At 35.1% G+C, this 18,265-nt stretch carries 18 protein-coding genes and 1 tRNA gene; 6 read left to right on the forward strand and 13 right to left on the reverse strand.

Annotated features, from left to right (window positions below):
- Positions 1-32 precede the first annotated feature (32 nt).
- A complete protein-coding gene (locus JAZ75_RS12950) occupies positions 33-782 on the forward strand; it encodes a copper homeostasis protein CutC (RefSeq protein ID WP_021188489.1) in 750 nt (249 codons plus the stop codon).
- 41 nt (positions 783-823) lie between these two features.
- On the opposite strand, the gene JAZ75_RS12955 is transcribed toward JAZ75_RS12950, so the two are convergent.
- Together JAZ75_RS12955 and JAZ75_RS12960 are read right to left on the reverse strand one after the other, a co-directional pair.
- Positions 824-1,003, reverse strand: coding sequence for a hypothetical protein (locus tag JAZ75_RS12955; protein ID WP_021188488.1), 180 nt, complete (start codon positions 1,001-1,003; stop codon positions 824-826).
- A 32-nt stretch (positions 1,004-1,035) separates the two neighbouring features.
- A tRNA-Cys gene (locus JAZ75_RS12960) sits at positions 1,036-1,106 on the reverse strand.
- Positions 1,107-1,393: 287 nt separating this feature from the next.
- Here JAZ75_RS12960 and JAZ75_RS12965 point away from each other — a divergent pair.
- Positions 1,394-2,041, forward strand: coding sequence for a porin family protein (locus tag JAZ75_RS12965; protein WP_208695852.1), 648 nt, complete (start codon positions 1,394-1,396; stop codon positions 2,039-2,041).
- Positions 2,042-2,168: 127 nt separating this feature from the next.
- Complete coding sequence (locus tag JAZ75_RS12970) at positions 2,169-3,272, forward strand: AI-2E family transporter (protein ID WP_132842786.1); 1,104 nt, start codon at positions 2,169-2,171, stop codon at positions 3,270-3,272.
- Positions 3,273-3,515: 243 nt separating this feature from the next.
- On the opposite strand, the gene rpsJ is transcribed toward JAZ75_RS12970, so the two are convergent.
- The 5 genes from rpsJ to JAZ75_RS12995 form a co-directional block, all read right to left on the reverse strand.
- On the reverse strand, positions 3,516-3,821 hold the full coding sequence (gene rpsJ / locus JAZ75_RS12975; protein WP_013667229.1) for a 30S ribosomal protein S10: 306 nt from the start codon (positions 3,819-3,821) through the stop codon (positions 3,516-3,518).
- A gap of 76 nt (positions 3,822-3,897) precedes the next feature.
- Entirely contained in the window at positions 3,898-6,015 is a 2,118-nt protein-coding gene (gene fusA / locus JAZ75_RS12980) for an elongation factor G (RefSeq protein ID WP_208695854.1), read from the reverse strand.
- 128 nt (positions 6,016-6,143) lie between these two features.
- A complete protein-coding gene (gene rpsG / locus JAZ75_RS12985) occupies positions 6,144-6,611 on the reverse strand; it encodes a 30S ribosomal protein S7 (protein ID WP_021188484.1) in 468 nt (155 codons plus the stop codon).
- Positions 6,612-6,630: 19 nt separating this feature from the next.
- Positions 6,631-7,044, reverse strand: coding sequence for a 30S ribosomal protein S12 (gene rpsL / locus JAZ75_RS12990; protein WP_002993550.1), 414 nt, complete (start codon positions 7,042-7,044; stop codon positions 6,631-6,633).
- Between the two features lie 131 nt (positions 7,045-7,175).
- The gene (locus JAZ75_RS12995) at positions 7,176-9,026 is read right to left on the reverse strand and encodes an acyltransferase family protein (RefSeq protein ID WP_208695856.1); all 1,851 of its coding nucleotides are present in this window, start codon (positions 9,024-9,026) and stop codon (positions 7,176-7,178) included.
- A gap of 160 nt (positions 9,027-9,186) precedes the next feature.
- On the opposite strand from JAZ75_RS12995, the gene JAZ75_RS13000 reads away from it, so the two are divergent.
- Entirely contained in the window at positions 9,187-10,122 is a 936-nt protein-coding gene (locus tag JAZ75_RS13000; protein WP_031287325.1) for an MBL fold metallo-hydrolase, read from the forward strand.
- 142 nt (positions 10,123-10,264) lie between these two features.
- On the forward strand, positions 10,265-10,831 hold the full coding sequence (locus tag JAZ75_RS13005; RefSeq protein ID WP_021188481.1) for a DUF1572 family protein: 567 nt from the start codon (positions 10,265-10,267) through the stop codon (positions 10,829-10,831).
- 80 nt (positions 10,832-10,911) lie between these two features.
- Here the strand turns inward: JAZ75_RS13005 and rnr are convergent, their stop codons facing one another.
- The 3 genes from rnr to fsa all read right to left on the reverse strand — a co-directional run bounded on the left by rnr (position 10,912) and on the right by fsa (position 14,767).
- Positions 10,912-13,041: a ribonuclease R gene (gene rnr, locus JAZ75_RS13010; protein WP_132842781.1), complete on the reverse strand. Its 2,130-nt coding sequence runs from the start codon at positions 13,039-13,041 to the stop codon at positions 10,912-10,914.
- Positions 13,042-13,548: 507 nt separating this feature from the next.
- Positions 13,549-14,007 (reverse strand): Fur family transcriptional regulator, encoded by a 459-nt coding sequence (locus JAZ75_RS13015; protein WP_132842779.1) that lies wholly within the window; start codon positions 14,005-14,007, stop codon positions 13,549-13,551.
- A gap of 100 nt (positions 14,008-14,107) precedes the next feature.
- Entirely contained in the window at positions 14,108-14,767 is a 660-nt protein-coding gene (gene fsa, locus JAZ75_RS13020) for a fructose-6-phosphate aldolase (RefSeq protein ID WP_021188478.1), read from the reverse strand.
- Between the two features lie 169 nt (positions 14,768-14,936).
- On the opposite strand from fsa, the gene JAZ75_RS13025 reads away from it, so the two are divergent.
- The gene (locus JAZ75_RS13025; protein ID WP_021188477.1) at positions 14,937-16,157 is read left to right on the forward strand and encodes an MFS transporter; all 1,221 of its coding nucleotides are present in this window, start codon (positions 14,937-14,939) and stop codon (positions 16,155-16,157) included.
- On the opposite strand, the gene JAZ75_RS13030 is transcribed toward JAZ75_RS13025, so the two are convergent.
- From JAZ75_RS13030 to JAZ75_RS13040, 3 genes are read right to left on the reverse strand one after another with little or no spacing between them, the layout of a single operon-like run.
- Positions 16,119-16,586: an aspartyl protease family protein gene (locus tag JAZ75_RS13030; RefSeq protein WP_021188476.1), complete on the reverse strand. Its 468-nt coding sequence runs from the start codon at positions 16,584-16,586 to the stop codon at positions 16,119-16,121. The two genes, JAZ75_RS13025 and JAZ75_RS13030, sit on opposite strands and share 39 nt — an antisense overlap.
- A 60-nt stretch (positions 16,587-16,646) precedes the next feature.
- Complete coding sequence (locus JAZ75_RS13035) at positions 16,647-17,174, reverse strand: helix-turn-helix domain-containing protein (protein ID WP_232789184.1); 528 nt, start codon at positions 17,172-17,174, stop codon at positions 16,647-16,649.
- Positions 17,175-17,223: 49 nt separating this feature from the next.
- Positions 17,224-18,162, reverse strand: a complete 939-nt coding sequence (locus tag JAZ75_RS13040) for a malate dehydrogenase (protein ID WP_208695858.1) — start codon at positions 18,160-18,162, stop codon at positions 17,224-17,226.
- Between the last annotated feature and the right edge of the window lie 103 nt (positions 18,163-18,265).

Here is an 18,265-nt window from a genome sequence, read left to right on the forward strand (position 1 = left end):
AACTTCAGAAAAGATTATTGTATATTAAATTAATGGGAAAAGAAATCACTATAAACGGGTATCAATTGGAAATTTGTTCCAATTCACCTCAATCTGCATTGTTTGCTGCGCAAGGTGGGGCTACGCGGATCGAATTTTGTCAAAATTTGGAAAATGGCGGCATCACACCTTCTTACGGTCAGATCGTTCAAGCAAGAAAGTTGATCGATATTGGAATACATGTCCTCATACGTCCAAGAGGAGGTGATTTTGTTTATTCCGATTTAGAGTTTGATGAGATGATGGCTGATGTACAGTTTTGTAAAGAGGCTGGCTGTGATGGTGTGGTGATAGGAGTAATGAAGAGCGATGCAACAGTTGATATTGAACGAACGAAAGCCCTTGTCGATGCTGCAAGACCCATGCATGTAACCTTTCATCGCGCATTTGATAAGTGCGCTGATCCACTGTCTTCGTTAGCTATTTTAATCGAATTGGGAATTGATCGTTTATTGACCTCAGGATTGCAGAATAAAGCCGTGGATGGAGTTGAATTACTTAAAGAATTGGTCAAATATGCGGAAGGAAAAATTGTTATTATGCCTGGCGCAGGAGTGGATAGTAATAATATTGAAATGATCTTAAAGACAACTGGAGCGACTGCTATACATAGTTCCGCGAAAGAAACAGTTTTTTCACAAATGTCTTATGATAGAAGTGAAGTGGAAGGTATGAATGAACCGATCTATCGTACATCAAAAGAAAAAGTCCACCAATTGGTAGACATCCTTAAAAAACAATAGCGTTGTAATTTACAACGCTATTGTTCTTAATATTTTTTAACCTATTTAGCTTCTAAAACTAATTGGTTTAAGATAGCATCGTTTTTAACGATTTGATTTGATTTCTTCATTTTAGATCTTGAACCAAGTTCAACATTACTACCTAAACTTAAGAACTGAACTTCAACACGTGAAGTAGTTTTATTTCTTCTATCTTTTCTTTTTAAACGTGTAACTCCCATTTTGATAAATTTTTTTATTGTTCAATAAAACGAGGTCGGAAGCGGATTCGAACCGCTGTAGGAGGTTTTGCAGACCTCAGCCTAGCCACTCGGCCATCCGACCCTATTTGTTCCCCTAGGGGAATGCAAAAGTAAAATTAATATTTGGATTAAAAAAGACTATTGTGTAATTATTTTTTAAAATAATCATTATCAAGCTGTTTTGTTTTTTGTGTTTTTTTTTGATACTCCGCGTTTCAGAAAGACTGTAGCAAGAAACAGGTCCTTGTCTATTTTATTGTACAGTAATGTTGACTTTTGTTTTTTTAATATGTATCTGAATATTAGTAATTTATCCATTTGGCGTGTAACTTGCATAGTTTGTGAAAACACTAATAACATACTAGAGCGATGAAAAAATTATTATTATCAACTACTGCAGCAGTATTACTTTCTGTTGGTGCATATGCACAAGGAGGATTAGGATACGGAGTTAAAGCAGGTGTCAATCTTCCTTCTTACAGTTACGGAGGAAGTGACCTTTCTGATTCAAAATCCACTGTTAACTTTCATGTTACTGGTTATTTAGATGCACCTGTTACAAGTAACTTTTATATTCAACCAGGAGTTTCTTTACAAGGAAAGGGAGCTAAGTTTGCAGATGTTAAAGCTAATGGCAATACATATGAATTGAAGCAAAATACAATGTGGTTAGAAGTACCTGTGAATTTTGTGTTGAAATTTCCAACAGTTGGTGAAGGTAAATTCTTCGTTGGAGCTGGTCCATATGTATCATTTGGTTTAAGCGGGAAAAATAAATATGAAGCTAAATCAGGAAGTGGCAGTACATCTATTAGCGATGATTTCAAATTTGGTAAAGATGAAACCCTTAAAGGTACAGACTTTGGAGTGAATTTTTTAGCAGGATATCAATTGGGTAGTGGAATATCTATTAATGCGGGCTACGGTTTAGGTTTAACAAATATTGCTGGAGCAAAAACGTTTAATGGAGATGTTAAAAACCGTGTTTGGTCAATAGGCCTCGGATTCGGAATTTAATTAAAAGGATTAAGATTCTAATTAAATCTTTTAAAATTAAACCCTTGCTTTTTGAGCAGGGGTTTTTTATTGTCAACTAAAACTTTACATTAGTAGTATTGTTTGACAATTACAATTAGATGATACTATGACAAAATTCCTGGGCTTACCATTTTACGTCAAATTAGCTTGTACGCTAATTTCCATTGTTATTTTAGGTTATCTCGCAAAGATAGGGGATACAATATTAGTCCCCTTTATATTGGGTCTGCTTTTAGCGTTGTTGCTCGTTCCCGTAAGTAATTTTTTTGAGAGAAAATTGAAATTTCCTCGCACTCTTGCTGGAATTATTACCGTTCTACTTTTCTTTGGACTTTTAGGATTTGGATTTTACATGCTTGCTTCACAATTATCGATGATTAAGGAAGATTGGCCAGCTTTTAAGGAACAAATATTAGTGGGATTTCATAATGTGCAGATCTGGGTTACGGATCGCTTTGGCGTTATGCATAACGAACAAATGGATATCCTTAATAAGACGGCAACTAAGTCACTTGATAGCGGTACGCTCTTACTGGGAACAGCTTTGTTATCTTTATCTTCTCTCTTGATACTGTTTGTGTTTACTTTTCTTTATACTTTCTTTCTACTTATCTATCGTAGTCACATCGTGCGATTTCTGTTATTGTTAAATCATCAAGAACATCACAATATCGTTATGGATGTCGTTGGCCAAGTGCAGTATGTAGTGAAAAAATATTTGATTGGTTTATTGCTACAGATGCTGATCGTGTCTACATTGGTATTTGCAGCTTTGAGTATCATTGGAGTGAAATATAGTTTACTGTTAGCTATTATCACGGGCGTGTTTAATGTGCTTCCCTATATTGGTATTTTCACGTCTATGTTAGTAATTGCACTACTTACTTTTGCGACGACCTCCTTTACACATGTACTGATTGTGACTGGAGCACTTATTATTATACATCTTATTGATAGTAATTTTATTGTTCCAAAGGTAGTTGGCTCAAAAGTAAAAGTAAATTCTTTATTTGCGATGATGGCGATAATCGTAGGAGAGTTGATATGGGGGATTTCAGGTATGTTCTTAGCAATTCCTATATTAGCTATCTGCAAAATTGTGATGGACCGTGTAAAAGAATTGAAGCCATGGGGCTACTTGCTTGGAGAAGAAGATCATAAAGGAGATACTTATTCCACTATACGTAATACAATAAGTTCTAAAAAGTAACAATAAATTAGTTTTTTTTGGAGTATTTCAGCGTAAAGCCATGATTTGGAATTGACTTAAAAGTCATTGTGATTTAAATACTGTATTTGAGCTTAAAGCTTGTTTTTTCTTCAAGTCACACCTATGTTAGGAATTATATAAATTATTCATTACAAGGCTCCATAAGTAGTAAAAAGCAGCATATAAGAAAGGCTTCTAATTTAACATTAGAAGCCTTTCTTGTTTTCAATCAGTGCAATTCTATCACACTTTGATTTCTACTTCAACACCTGAAGGTAATTCAAGTTTCATCAATGCATCAACAGTTTTAGAGTTAGATGAATAAATATCTAACAATCTCTTGTATGAACATAATTGGAATTGCTCACGCGCTTTTTTGTTAACGTGTGGAGAACGTAAAACTGTATAGATTTTTTTCTCAGTAGGTAATGGAATAGGACCACTAACAACTGCACCTGTAGGTTTTACTGTTTTTACGATTTTCTCAGCTGATTTGTCAACTAAATTGTAATCGTATGATTTCAATTTGATTCTGATTCTTTGGCTCATTTTTGTTTTTGTTTAAAATGATCTCCCGTTAGAGCTATTATCAACAGGAGATCGGTTTACTTTATATTAGAAAGGATTATTCTCCTTTTAATTTACCTTTTGCTTTTGCAACAACTTCTTCAGTTACGTTACGTGGAGCTTCTTCGAAGTGATCAAATTCCATAGTAGAAGTTGCACGACCTGAAGTGATCGTACGCAATTGTGTTACGTAACCAAACATTTCCGAAAGTGGAACTAATGCTTTAATTACTTGAGAACCATTACGGCTATCTAAACCTTGCATCAAACCACGGCGACGGTTTAAGTCACCCATTACATCACCCATGTTTTCTTCTGGTGTTAGAACCTCTATTTTCATAATTGGTTCCATTAGAACAGGAGAACATTTTGGCAATGCTTCACGATATGCTTGACGAGCAGCTAATTCAAACGATAATGAATCTGAATCGACAGCGTGGAATGAACCATCAATCAAACGAACTTTCATTCCTGATAATGGGAATCCTGCTAATACACCATTTTTCATTGAAGTTTCAAATCCTTTTTGAACTGAAGGGATAAATTCTTTTGGAATTTTACCACCAACAATTTCATTTACGAATTGAAGTGGAGACTTAGTTAAATCGTAATCTTCATCCGCAGGAGAAATAACAACTTTAATGTCCGCAAATTTACCACGACCACCTGACTGTTTTTTGAATACTTCACGGTGTTCAGTAGTTCCATTGATAGACTCTTTGTACGATACTTGAGGAGCACCTTGGTTAACCTCAACTTTGAACTCACGTTTCAAACGATCGATCAAGATCTCTAAGTGAAGCTCACCCATACCAGAGATAACTGTTTGACCAGTTTCTTCGTCAGTTTTTACTACGAATGTAGGATCTTCTTCAGCTAATTTACCAAGACCAATACCTAATCTATCGATGTCAGCTTGAGTTTTAGGCTCAATCGCTAATCCGATAACTGGCTCAGGGAAGTTCATTGACTCTAACACGATAGGGTGTTTTTCATCACATAAAGTATCACCGGTTTTGATATCTTTGAAACCAACAACAGCACCAATATCACCAGCCTCGATGAAAGGGATAGGGTTTTGTTTGTTAGCGTGCATTTGGAAGATACGAGAGATACGCTCTTTGTTACCTGAACGAGTGTTCAATACATAAGAACCTGCATCTAACTTACCTGAGTAAGCACGGATGAAACACAAACGACCTACGAAAGGGTCAGTTGCAATTTTGAAACCTAATGCAGCGAAAGGCTCGTTAACATCTGGTTTACGTAATAATTCCTCACCTGTATCAGGGTTAGTACCTTTAACACCTTCTGAATCCATTGGAGAAGGTAATAATTCCATTACTAAATCCAACATAGTTTGAACACCTTTGTTTTTGAAAGATGAACCACAAACCATAGGAACGATAGAGTTATCTAATACTGCTGCACGTAAAGCATTTAAGATTTCACGCTCAGTTAATGAATCAGGATCTTCGAAGAATTTTTCCATCAAAGACTCATCGTAACCCGCAACAGCTTCTAATAAACGCTCACGGTATTCAGCAACCTCTTCCAACATATCTTCTGGAATAGGAACTTCTGTAAACGTCATACCTTTATCATGCTCGTTCCAAACGATACCACGGTTGTTAATTAAATCAACAACACCAGTAAAAGTATCTTCAGCACCGATAGGTAATTGCAAAGCAACTGCTTCAGAACCTAGCATTGATTTTACTTGACCAACAACTTTTAAGAAGTCAGCACCTGAACGGTCCATTTTGTTAACGAAACCGATACGTGGAACGGCATAGTTATCAGCTAATCTCCAGTTAGTTTCTGATTGAGGCTCAACACCATCAACTGCAGAAAATAAGAATACTAATCCGTCTAATACACGTAATGAACGGTTTACTTCAACCGTAAAATCTACGTGACCTGGAGTATCGATAACGTTTACTTGGTATTTGTTACCACGGTACTGCCAGAAAACTGTAGTAGCTGCAGAAGTAATCGTGATACCACGCTCAGCCTCTTGCTCCATCCAGTCCATTGTTGAAGCACCTTCGTGCACTTCACCAAGTTTATGATTAACTCCTGAGTAGTAAAGAATACGCTCAGTTGTAGTTGTTTTACCAGCATCGATGTGAGCAGCGATACCAATATTTCTAGTGAATTTTAAATCTCTTGCCATAATATTTTTAAGCATTAGCCCAGATGGAGCTAAATATTTTTCTGTCTAAATAAGTACACCGATCCTGATAAAAGAATGAACGTTTACCAAAGATCGGTGTAATCATATTTTTGTGTGTAAGTTCAAAACTAGAATCTGAAGTGTGAGAACGCTTTGTTAGCTTCAGCCATTTTGTGCGTATCTTCTTTCTTCTTAACAGCAGCACCTTCACCTTTAGAAGCTGAAATGATTTCTCCCGCTAATTTTTCAAACATTGTTTTCTCACCACGTCTGCGTGAATATGAAATTAACCATTTCATACCCAAAGCAATTTTACGCTCAGGACGAACTTCCATAGGAACTTGGAAGTTAGCACCACCAACACGACGAGATTTAACCTCTACAGCTGGCATAACGTTGTTTAAAGCTTTTTTCCAAGCTTCTAAACCGCTTTCGCTAGTTTTTTGCTCTACTAATTCAATTGCATTGTAAAAAATTTCGTATGCTGTAGATTTTTTACCATCGTACATCATATTGTTTACAAAGCGTGTTACCTGAGTGTCGTTAAACTTTGGATCAGGTAAAATGATTCTCTTTTTTGGTTTTGATTTTCTCATTTTTCTTTCCTCCGTTTAATTATTTCTTTTTACCTTTTGCTGGCGCAGCCGCTGCTTGTCCTGGTTTAGGACGTTTAGTTCCGTATTTAGAACGACGTTGGTTACGACCTGCTACACCTGAAGTATCTAATGCACCACGGATAATGTGGTAACGTACACCTGGTAAATCTTTAACACGACCACCACGAATCAAAACGATTGAGTGCTCTTGTAAATTGTGACCTTCTCCTGGGATGTAAGCGTTAACCTCTTTACCGTTTGTTAAACGTACACGAGCTACTTTACGCATTGCTGAGTTTGGTTTTTTAGGGGTAGTAGTATATACACGTGTACATACACCTCTTCGCTGTGGACATGAGTCCAACGCTGGTGACTTACTCTTGTCAACCAGAGCTACTCTACCTTTTCTAACTAATTGTTGAATAGTAGGCATTTACCTGATTTTGTTATTTAATTTTATTCTTAAATTATTATAAGTTCGCAAAGATAACCATTTTATTGTTAAATCGAAATGTCCAGTCAATTAGTTTTCCACATTTTGCTTGAAAATCTTAGAGTTAGCTGTTAGATTAGTTTTTTTTGTAATAAGTAACGAACAACTTGATCAGCTCCATATTTCGATAAATGATCGTCATCATGCATGTAGGGATCTTGACCATTGTATTTAATTATTTCAGGTAAATTGTAAATATCAATGTAAATATCTTCTGGAATAAAGGTTTTTAGATAAGTATTGATATGTGCAGATCGGGATTCAACGTAGTTTTCTTCTTTTACACTTTTATTTTTTATCTGTAGAGCCAAAATATTTGGAAAGATGATAGAATAACTAGGGGTCTGTCCGATCATTTTAAGCGGAATACCATTTTCTTTAAAATATTGAATTACTTGCTGAAGTTTTATTTTTAAGGTTTCATCTGGATATTGTTGCGAGCCCCAAAAACCAACAAGTATCACTTCATCAATTTTTTTCGTATTTTCTGGTATAAATTTTTGATACATATAATCGATCAGTTCGCAAGATGCCTTTGGCCCTTTGGTGTCCAAAAGTGGATAAGTGGTGGATACGGTTGCTTGTAAAAGATTGATATTTTGTTTTTCTAATTGCTCTTTTAAACTCTGTCCGAAAACACCCGCATGACTATCCCCTAGTAAAAGAATATTCTTTTTGTTTGGAATGATGGTGGCACAGCTTTCAAAATTATATTGCTTAAATGTATTGTCTATATCCAGATGGCATATGCCTTTTCTGAATTGTGAAGGAAGTCTGTTTTTTCTGTAATTGGTGTTATAGTTCGTCAGGTAATCAATTTCTTTGTTTATTTGTAATCGATTATAAGGAAATAACATCATAATTCCTGTTAGCAACCCAACAGCGGTGGTAGCAATTATTGTAAATGGTAGTTGATCAAATTTCTTATTGGCCTCGATGAAATAATAAGAAATACTTGCACAGAGTAAAGAAAGTGTGAGGATGGGAATGATAATAAGGGGTTGATTCAATCCGAGATAAATGGCGAATACATAAATTGGCCAATGCCATAGATATAAAGAATAGGATAGTTTCGCTACCCATTGTATTGGTTTAATGGATAAAAAATTGAAATCGCACTGTGCTATAATGATACCAAAGGTCGCAATGACAGGAATAAGTGTATAATAGGAAGGCCAGCTTATATTTTGTTCGTTAAATAAATAGATACTAACAATTAAAATAGCATATCCCGTAATTGCAACTACTTTTCTGAAGAGCTTGGGTATCGACTTTTGAGTATAAGACTCTCCTAAAAATGCAAGTCCCCCAATTAACATTTCCCATGCCCGAGTCGGGAACATATAAAAACTGAAGGATTGATCTGTATTATTGAAATATAAATTCAAACCTAATGACAGCATAATCAAAAAGATGAAAAAGCTAACAAACCTTATTTTATTGTTCGAGTAAAGTCTTTTAAAAGGGAATAAGAGGGCAGGGTATAAAAGGTAAAATTGCCATTCGACCGATAATGACCATGTGTGCAAAAGAATGTTATTTTGAGAGGCAACATCAAAATATCCACTATTTAAATAATATTCAATATTGGAACTAAAGATTATGCTGAAAAATGCATTATTTCCAAGTTGTTGTAAGTCTTTTGGAAGTAATATAAAACTACCAATAATAGAAACACCTACAAGAAGAAACAAAAGTGCAGGAATAATGCGTGTTATACGTTTAGTATAGAATTGTTTAAAAGAAAAGTTGCTATTCTCAAAGCCCTTTAAAATAATTCGGGTCATTAAGTAGCCAGAGATGACGAAAAAAATATCCACACCACTAAAGCCACCATCAAAATAGGGTACTTTGAAATGAAAAAAAATTACTGCCAGTACCGCTAAAGCACGTAATGCCCCTATATCATTTCTAAATTTCATTTTTAAAGTAACTTGTAAACTGCAAATCTGAACAAAATAATTTATTTCACCTATTAAATTTTGTTCCATTTTATTTTTTAGACAATATCATAAAAACATGAAATTGCGTTCATGTTTTTATGATATTTTTGTATCGTTTATCAAAATCGAAAGTATCAATATGAAAAAAATCATCCTGCTTACGCTGACTCTGTTGTGTTCTAAAGTATATAGTCAGACATTTGAAGTAGTGCCGTTGGGAGTTTATGGAGGAGATCATGAAGATAATCTATCTTCATACTTGATTGGTAAGTATAAGGCAAATGCGTATTTAGCGCTAGATGCCGGTACTATAAATGCTGGAATTCGAAAAGCAATAACCTTAAAAACATTTGAGGTTCCAGCCGGCAGGGTATTGCGAGATTATATCAAAGGGTACTTCATCTCGCACGGACATCTTGATCATCTAGCAGGGATGATAATCAATTCTCCCTCAGATGCTGCAAAAAATATTTACGCAACAGCAGCAATGATAGATGTATTGAAAGCGCATTATTTCATAAACGATACATGGGCTAATTTTGCTAATGAAGGTGATTTACCCATACGGAAATATCAATATAAACGTTTAAAAATTGGCGAGATCGATACGGTAACAAATACCGGAATGACTATTCAGGCTTTTGATTTAAGCCATGTGAACCCGATGAAGAGTTCAGCAGTTTTAGTAACTATAGGCGACAGTTCTATCGTATACCTAGGAGATACAGGAGCAGACCGTGTGGAAAAGGTCACAAATCTTGAAAATTTATGGCAGTCTATAGCACCCATAATTAAATCACGACGATTGAAAGCTTTAATGATTGAAGTTTCATTTCCGAATGCACAACCAGAAAAATTACTTTTTGGACATTTAACACCTCTACTTTTAAATGAAGAATTGGGAAAGCTAGCAACTTTTACCGGAAGAGATATGCTACAAGGTTTAAATGTTATTGTTACACATATGAAGCCTGTTTCCGATAATGTTGACACGATTAAACGGCAATTACTGGAAAATAATTCTTATAAAGTTAATTTTATTTTTCCGGAGCAAGGAAAACGAATGGTCTTTTAATATATACTATTAATGATGGCTATTTTTTCAATTGAATGTCAATTTTTGGGTTTTACCTAAAAAAAAGTGAATTTTTCTACTTAGATTTAAGAATAATTGGAAGGTGTATGAGAGGTTGTTTTATTTTGTAAATCAGATTGTTATGAATTATTTAGAGGATGTTCAAAAATTGTTTTTGTATTATAAGCATTTAGTTGATAGTACTTTGAATCAGTTAAGTGATAGTCAGTTATTTTGGCGTTACAATGATGAAAGTAATAGTGTAGCTGTACTTATTCAGCATATATCCGGTAATATGAAGTCTCGTTTTACAGATTTTCTTACTTCTGATGGTGAAAAAGAATGGAGAAATCGTGATGCAGAGTTTGAATTGGTGGATCAGGACAAGAACAGGTTGTTTCGGGAATGGAATGAAGCATGGGACAATTTATTTAACACCTTGAAGTGTTTGGAATTTGAAGATCTAGGAAAGCTAATTTATATACGTAATCAGGGCCATACAGTCGTAGAAGCAATTAATCGACAATTGGCTCATTATCCCTATCATGTAGGACAGATTGTTATGTTGGGAAAAATGATGAAAGGGAATAATTGGAAGTCACTATCCATCCCGAAGGGCGAATCAGAAGTTTTTAATGCTGTTAAATTTACGCAGACCAGGCATATTGAGCATTTTACAGATGAGATGTTGAGACATTTAGATGGTTAGGGTTAGTCTGTCTTTGAAATGAAAAGCCCCCAAAAAAGTGTTTTACTTGATTGGAGGCGTCCATTGTATTTTAATATGACTTAACTGATTAAAGTAAAATCGATTTGACGTTTGTCAAGATCAACCTTTTTAACTTTGATCTGTACTTCGTCACCTAATTGATATTTCTTTTTCTTGCGTTGACCTATGATTGCAAAGTTCTTTTCGTCTAATACATAAAAGTCGTCGTTAATGTCTCGTAATCTAACCATACCTTCGCATTTGTTGGTTTCAATTTCTACGTACATACCCCATTCAGTTACACCAGAGATAATTCCTGTATATTCAGTCCCGATTTGTTCCTGTAAAAATTCAGCTTGTTTATATTTAATTGAAGCACGTTCGGCTTCTGCTGCCTTCTTCTCCATTTGTGAAGTGTGTTCACACATTTTTTCATAATGATCGGCATTGATTTTATCACCTCCACTTAAATAGTATGCTAATAATCTATGTACCATTACATCAGGATATCGGCGAATAGGTGAAGTGAAGTGCGTATAATAATCAAATGAAAGACCATAGTGACTTGTTCCTTTTGTCGTATAGATCGCTTTTGCCATCGAACGAATCGCCAAGGATGTTAACATATTTTGCTCTTTACTGCCTTCAATTTTAGTCATTAAAGCATTGAGAGATTTTGCCGTTTCTTTGTCAGATTTGATCGTTAACTTATGCCCGAACCGAGCAGCAAATTGAGAAAATGTAGTTAATGTCTCTGGATTCGGGACATCGTGAAAACGATAAACAAATGGTAATTTATTTTTTCCTTTTCCCTGTTTCCCAATGTATTCAGCAACTTTTCTATTGGCTAGAAGCATGAAATCTTCAATGAGTTTATGCGCATCTTTTCTTACTTTGGTATAGACCCCCGTTGGTTTACCGTTCTCATCCAACGTGAATTTTACTTCTTCACTTTCAAATGCAATTGCACCATTTTTAAATTTGCGCTCACGAAGAATATAAGCAAGTTCATTTAGTTTTAGTATCTCTGAAGAAAAATCTCCTGTTTTTGTTTCAATAACTTCTTGAGCTTCTTCGTAAGAAAAGCGTCGATCAGAATGAATGATAGTTCTTCCAAACCATTGCTCTACAACATTTGCCTTTTCATCAAGCTCAAAGACCGCTGAGAAACAAAGTTTATCCTCATGTGGTCGTAATGAACATACACCATTGGAAAGTCGCTCTGGAAGCATGGGGATTACCCTATCGACAAGATATACTGAAGTACCTCTTTCGTATGCTTCTTTGTCCAGTTCAGTCTCTGGAATAACATAGTGCGAAACATCGGCAATATGGACTCCGATTTCATAATTCCCATTTTCTAATTGCTGAAAAGAAATTGCATCATCGAAATCTTTTGCATCAGCAGGATCAATTGTAAATGTGGTGATTGCCCTAAAATCCCTGCGTTTTGCAATTTCTTCCTTAGAGCAGGTCTCTGGTAAAGCATTTGCCTCTTCTTCAACTTTTTTAGGAAACTTTAATGGAAATCCGTAGTCTGCCAATATAGCATTCATTTCCGTGTTGTTTTCTCCTTTTTTACCTAAAATAGTTTTGACTTTGCCAATCGGATTTTTTGCACCTTGTGGCCAGTCAATAATAGAGACGACCACCTTTTCTCCATCCTTAGCACCCTCAAGATTATCAAGCGGTATAAAAATATCATGCAACATCTTTCTATCGTCTGCAATAAAGAATGCGAAGTTTTGAGAAAGATTGATAATACCTGTGAAATCTGTTTTTGCACGCTGTATAATTTCAACAACTTCTCCTTCTTTTTTACGGCCTCTGCTCTTCTCAAAAGTATGTACTTTAACAATATCTCCATGCAGTGCTTGACGTAATTTCCTAGGCGCCACAAAGATATCATTCTCAAATTCGTCTTGAGGTATAATATAAGCCGATCCTTCAGCAGTCATATCGACTTTTCCAGTCACGTAAACTTTAAGTTGACGAAGTTTGAATTTACCCTTCTCAACCTCTAAAAAAGGGCTGTTTCTTGGATGGTCAGTCAGAATGTTGGCGATTGCTATTTTTGAATCTGAATCGTGAACGTTCAGCTTTGATGCGACTTGTTTATAGTTGAGTGGCTTGTTGTTTGACTTCTCGAAGATGTCGATGATGAGCTGTGTTAAAACCTCTTGGTACGGGTTTTCTTTTTTTGTCGTCATACGTTTTTATTTACTTTTATCGTGTTGTAAGTGGGGGAGAAGGCTACTGTAGTTTGCAATATAATACCATTGCTATTTAGGCTATTCCCGATGTCTTATCACATACAATATACAAATATTAATCCGAAATTGTGGATATATAAATGTTCTTTGTTTTGGTTATAGAATTAAGTGTATATTTAATTCTATTTAGCTTATTTAATATTTTGATAAACAGTGCATTAAATATTAAATAGCTTAATGAGTCATTATTTGTAATGTTGATAAACAATATACTTTCAGGTTCTGCTCGATTTTTAATATTTTGCTAAATGTGTTTTTATCAAATTCTTATTTATTAAAATTTAATAAAATAATCTGTGTCAATTAGTTAGGTTTTTTTTTGCTAAATTTTAGTTGACGATAAGAAAGGACTTTAGCATCAGGATTGATGAGAAGCACGTGCAAAGTAAAGGTTTTCAGAAATGTTGGTACCTTCCTTCTTATTCAGTGAAATTTTGTTTTTGATTATTTTTCCTGACATTGATCACAAAGACCCAGTGCATTTATCGCTACAGCTTCAAGTTTGTAACCTTCCGGAATGTTGAAATTTGGAAGTGTGATTTCATCCATGCAAAATACGGAGTTACAGTTTCTACAGATGAAGTGCACATGTTGGTCATGATGATTGTGCTCGGAGCAGTTGGTCGAACAGAGGGCGTAAGTAGCTGTACCATTTAGATCAAAAATTTTATGCAATATTCCCTTCTCCTCAAATGAAGCTAACACGCGATAGAGGGTGACACGATCAATTTCTTTACCGATTAATTTTTCGAGCTCTGGTTGTGAAATGGCTGATTTCTTAGTCGATATAACTTCTAAAGTTCGCAGTCTAGGCTGTGTAACCTTAAGCTGATATTGTTTTAGTAAAGTTGTAAAATCGACACGCTCATGTACTGTTTTTTCCTGTTGTTGCTCTTTACTCATAATACAAAAATACATCATTATTCTAATATAAAAAAACGGTCAGAAACAAGTTATTCATACTCGTTTCTGACCGTTTCTTTAAAGTCGTTTTATATCGATTTTATTTTCCTGCCGCCTTCGCGTGGTCAGCCAAGAAAGTAGCAAGGCCACTATCTGTTAATGGGTGTTTTAATAAAGCTGTGATTGCAGATAAAGGACCCGTCATCACATCAGCTCCAATCTTAGCACAACCTAAAATGTGCGCACTGTTACGTACCGAAGCCGCTAAGATCTGTGTTGGGAAACTGTAGTTATCATAGATTAAACGGATCTCTTCGATAAGTCCTAAACCATCTGTAGAAATATCATCTAAACGACCAATGAAAGGTGAAACATAAGTAGCTCCAGCTTTTGCAGCTAGGAGTGCCTGACCTGCAGAGAAAACCAAAGTACAGTTTGTTTTGATTCCTTTTTTGCTGAAATATTTAATTGCCTTGATACCATCTTTGATCATAGGAACTTTAACAACAATCTTGTCATCTAACTTTGCAAGTGCTTCTCCTTCTTTGATCATTTCTTCGTAGTTCGTAGAAATTACCTCCGCACTTACATCGCCATCTACGATAGCACAGATCGCTTTGTAATGATTGATTACATTCTCGTCACCACTGATTCCTTCTTTAGCCATTAAACTTGGGTTTGTTGTTACCCCGTCTAATACACCTAAATCTTGTGCTTCTTTGATTTGTTCTAAGTTTGCTGTGTCAATAAAAAATTTCATCTTGTATTGAATTGATTGTTAATTGTTTGGTTTATTTACCATTAAGTGGCAAAGTTATCGATTAAAATTCACTAATCTTGTGCAGAAATGAAATTACTGCACAAATATTGCTTAGTCATTACTGTTCATTTTAGATCATTCCTTTCATTTACTTCTATTATTCATTGATATGCAGATATTTCGTTCGCTTCAGTATCCAAATTTTAGATTACATATAATTGGCCAGGCAATCTCATTGATGGGCACATGGATGCAACGTGTTGCTATAAGTTGGTTAGTATATAAGTTAACAGATTCTGTTTTCTGGTTAGGTTTTGTATCTTTCATCTCCCTGCTTCCTTCTTTGGTATTATCTCCCTTTATTGGAAGCTTTGTAGATAAACATAAAAAGTATAAGCTTGTTTTTATTACACAAATAGGTCTAATGATTCAAGCAGGAATCTTAACACTTTTAGTGTACCTGAAGATGGAAACAGTATTGTGGTTGTCTATTTTGGGATTTGCACAAGGAGTGATCAACGCTTTCGATGTGTTGGGAAGACAATCGTTAATGGTACATTTAGTGGATAATAGAAAAGATCTGCCTAATGCAATAGCACTAAATTCTTCTATATTTAATGCAGCGCGTATGGTTGGTCCGGCTATTGGTGGTATATTATTGAGTACATACGGTGAAATGATGTGTTTCAGTAGTAATTTTCTGAGTTTTATCCCTGTTTTGATTACTTTATGGATGATGAATGTCACAGAAAGTACAGCAAGCTTAAGCAAAGGAAGTAATTGGCAGGGCTTGGTCGAAGGGTTTTACTATTTGAAAAGATCGCCCCATATTTTTTCGCTTATTATAGTGATGACTTTTTCTAGCTTATTAGTAATTCCATATACTTCTTTATTACCTGCGGTAGCAAAAGAAATGTTTAATGGCGACGCAGGTACATTTTCATGGTTTGAAAGTGCAGCTGGTCTTGGGGCAATGATAGGAGCGATTAATATGGCACGGCTAAAATCAGGAACTAATATGCGCTACCAAGTAATGGGCGCAGCACTGTTAATGGGAGCCGCCTTGTTTTTACTCGGGCATTCATCTGTTTTAGTTCTTGCTCTTTTATATACGGCGATCGTTTCTTTCGCTATGATGATGCAAAACTCCAGTATTAATACGTATATACAGACGCATGCGATGCCGATCTATAGAGCACGAGCAATTTCTTATTATGTAATGGCATTTCAAGGTATTTTCCCTATAGGTAGTTTGCTTATAGGGGCTCTAGCAAGCTATTTCGGATTACGTAGTGTCTTATATTTTATGGGTGGAGCAGGTGTTTTGATTGCTTTATCTTATTATCTATATTTACGTTTGCATATTCATAAAAGGCTCTTTAAGTTTTAACTTTCTCTTGAGTAATTTAAGCGTTTTCTTTTTGTAATCAATCACTGCGCCATAAGGAGCTAAAATATCTCCTCCGATCACTCCAATCACAGGACGTAGATTCATCTGTTCGTAAGCATAGTTAATGGAACTGAGGTCAAGAACTGCAGCCCTATAGTTTTTTATTTTCCAATCATGGATTTTAAAAAGAGGAATATGAATCAAAAAACTTTCCATGTTATTCGTGCCCAAACCTGTTGAAAGCGTATCGGTACTTTCTAATTGGAATTGGTCTGTGTGAATTTTTTCTAATTGGTTTTTATCAAAAACAGTCTTTGAAGCTCCTGTATCTAAAACCATTAAATGGGTAGTTTCGTATAAAGTGACCTCTATTAAAATATGAGTGCCTTGCTCCTGTAATTGTAAAATCTGTAAGGGGATGATTGCCATATTCCAAACATAGAAAAAATATGTGCTTCATGAAAGTTAAAGTATCTTTATTTAGATATATTAATGCACTTGATCTAAAGTTTGCCGTAAAGCGGTAGGATTATTTAAATTTTTAAACTGCGTTGGTGTTAAACCTGTGTTTTTTTTGAATTGATTGCTGAGATATGCAGTGCTTGAATAATTAAGTTTTTCAGCGATTTCAGCTAATGAAAGTTCATCGTAAATTAATAACTCCTTAATATATTCTATTTTTTGGAAGATAGCATATTTTTCAATACTGATACTTGCTACAGAAGAGAAGAGGGCACTTAAAGAGCTGTATTCAACATGTAAATGATCACTTAATATATCTGATAAATTTTTATTCAGATAGTTATAAGGATAGCGTGTATAATCGATGATCAGCAATTTTATTTTTTCAATAAGACGCGTGTTTTTATCATCGATTAATTCAAAACCAATAGCATGCAGATTTTCCTTCACTTTCTTTCGTTGTTCAGGCTGTAGTGAATGGTCCAAAGTAACAACACCTAGTTGTAGATCATGATAAGGGATATGCAACTCTTTAAATATATTTTCTACAGCCATCTTACATCTATTGCAGACCATATTTTTAATAAAGAGTTGCATATTATTTTTATAAAACGTTAATATCTTTTAGTACATTATTCATGTTTCGAACAGCATCCGCACTTTTGTGTAGTTTTTGCTTTTCCTCTTCCGAAAGCTTCAAAGGTACAATTTTATCCCATCCATTTTTATTGATAATGACTGGAACACCTAAATTGATATCCGATAATCCAAATTCTCCATCCAAAAATACACTTGCTGTGAAAAGCTTATTTTGATTTCTAACGATACTTTCAACTACAGCTGCAGTAGCTGCCCCAGGAGCATACCATGCAGAGGTTCCGATTAAGGATGTCAAAGTTGCACCGCCTACCATTGTTTTCTGAATAATTTCTTCTTGCTCCTCCTCCGTTAAAAAATCAGTTACAGGAATACTATTCCATGTGGCATGTTTGATCAGAGGAATCATGGTCGTATCGCCGTGACCGCCGACAACAATTGCATTAAGGTCACTTGCAGAAGCGTTTAATTTTTGACTTAGCTGATATTTAAATCGTGCAGAATCCAATGTTCCCCCCATACCTATGATTCTATTTTTTGGAAGACCAGAGCTTTTTAAAGCCAAATATGTCATGGTATCCATTGGATTTGAAACAATAATAATAATGACCTCAGGAGAATGTTTTATCAAATTATCAACTACTGTTTTAACAATATTTGCATTAGTGCCGATTAGTTCTTCTCTGGTCATGCCCGGTTTTCTAGGAATTCCTGAAGTAATAACTGCAACAGTGGAGCCTGCGGTTGCACTATAATCATTCGTTACACCTATTATTTTTGAGTCGAATCCCAATAAAGCAGCAGTCTGTGACATATCTTGTGCCTTACCTTCAGCAAACCCTTCCTTGATATCTAAAAGGATGATTTCTTCAGCAACCTCTTTTCTGATTAAATTATCTGCAGTTGTCGCTCCAACTGCTCCTGCACCAACTATTGTAACTTTCATAAGCCTTTTAATTTTGGTCCTTAGACATTAATTTTTCTTTGAATTTACTCAATAAATAGTAGGAAAGCAATTAAGTTGTATAAAAAATGATAGGAAATAAAAA

The sequence above is a fragment of the Sphingobacterium sp. UDSM-2020 genome (assembly GCF_016132525.1).
GTDB classification, from domain to species: Bacteria; Bacteroidota; Bacteroidia; order Sphingobacteriales; family Sphingobacteriaceae; genus Sphingobacterium; species Sphingobacterium anhuiense.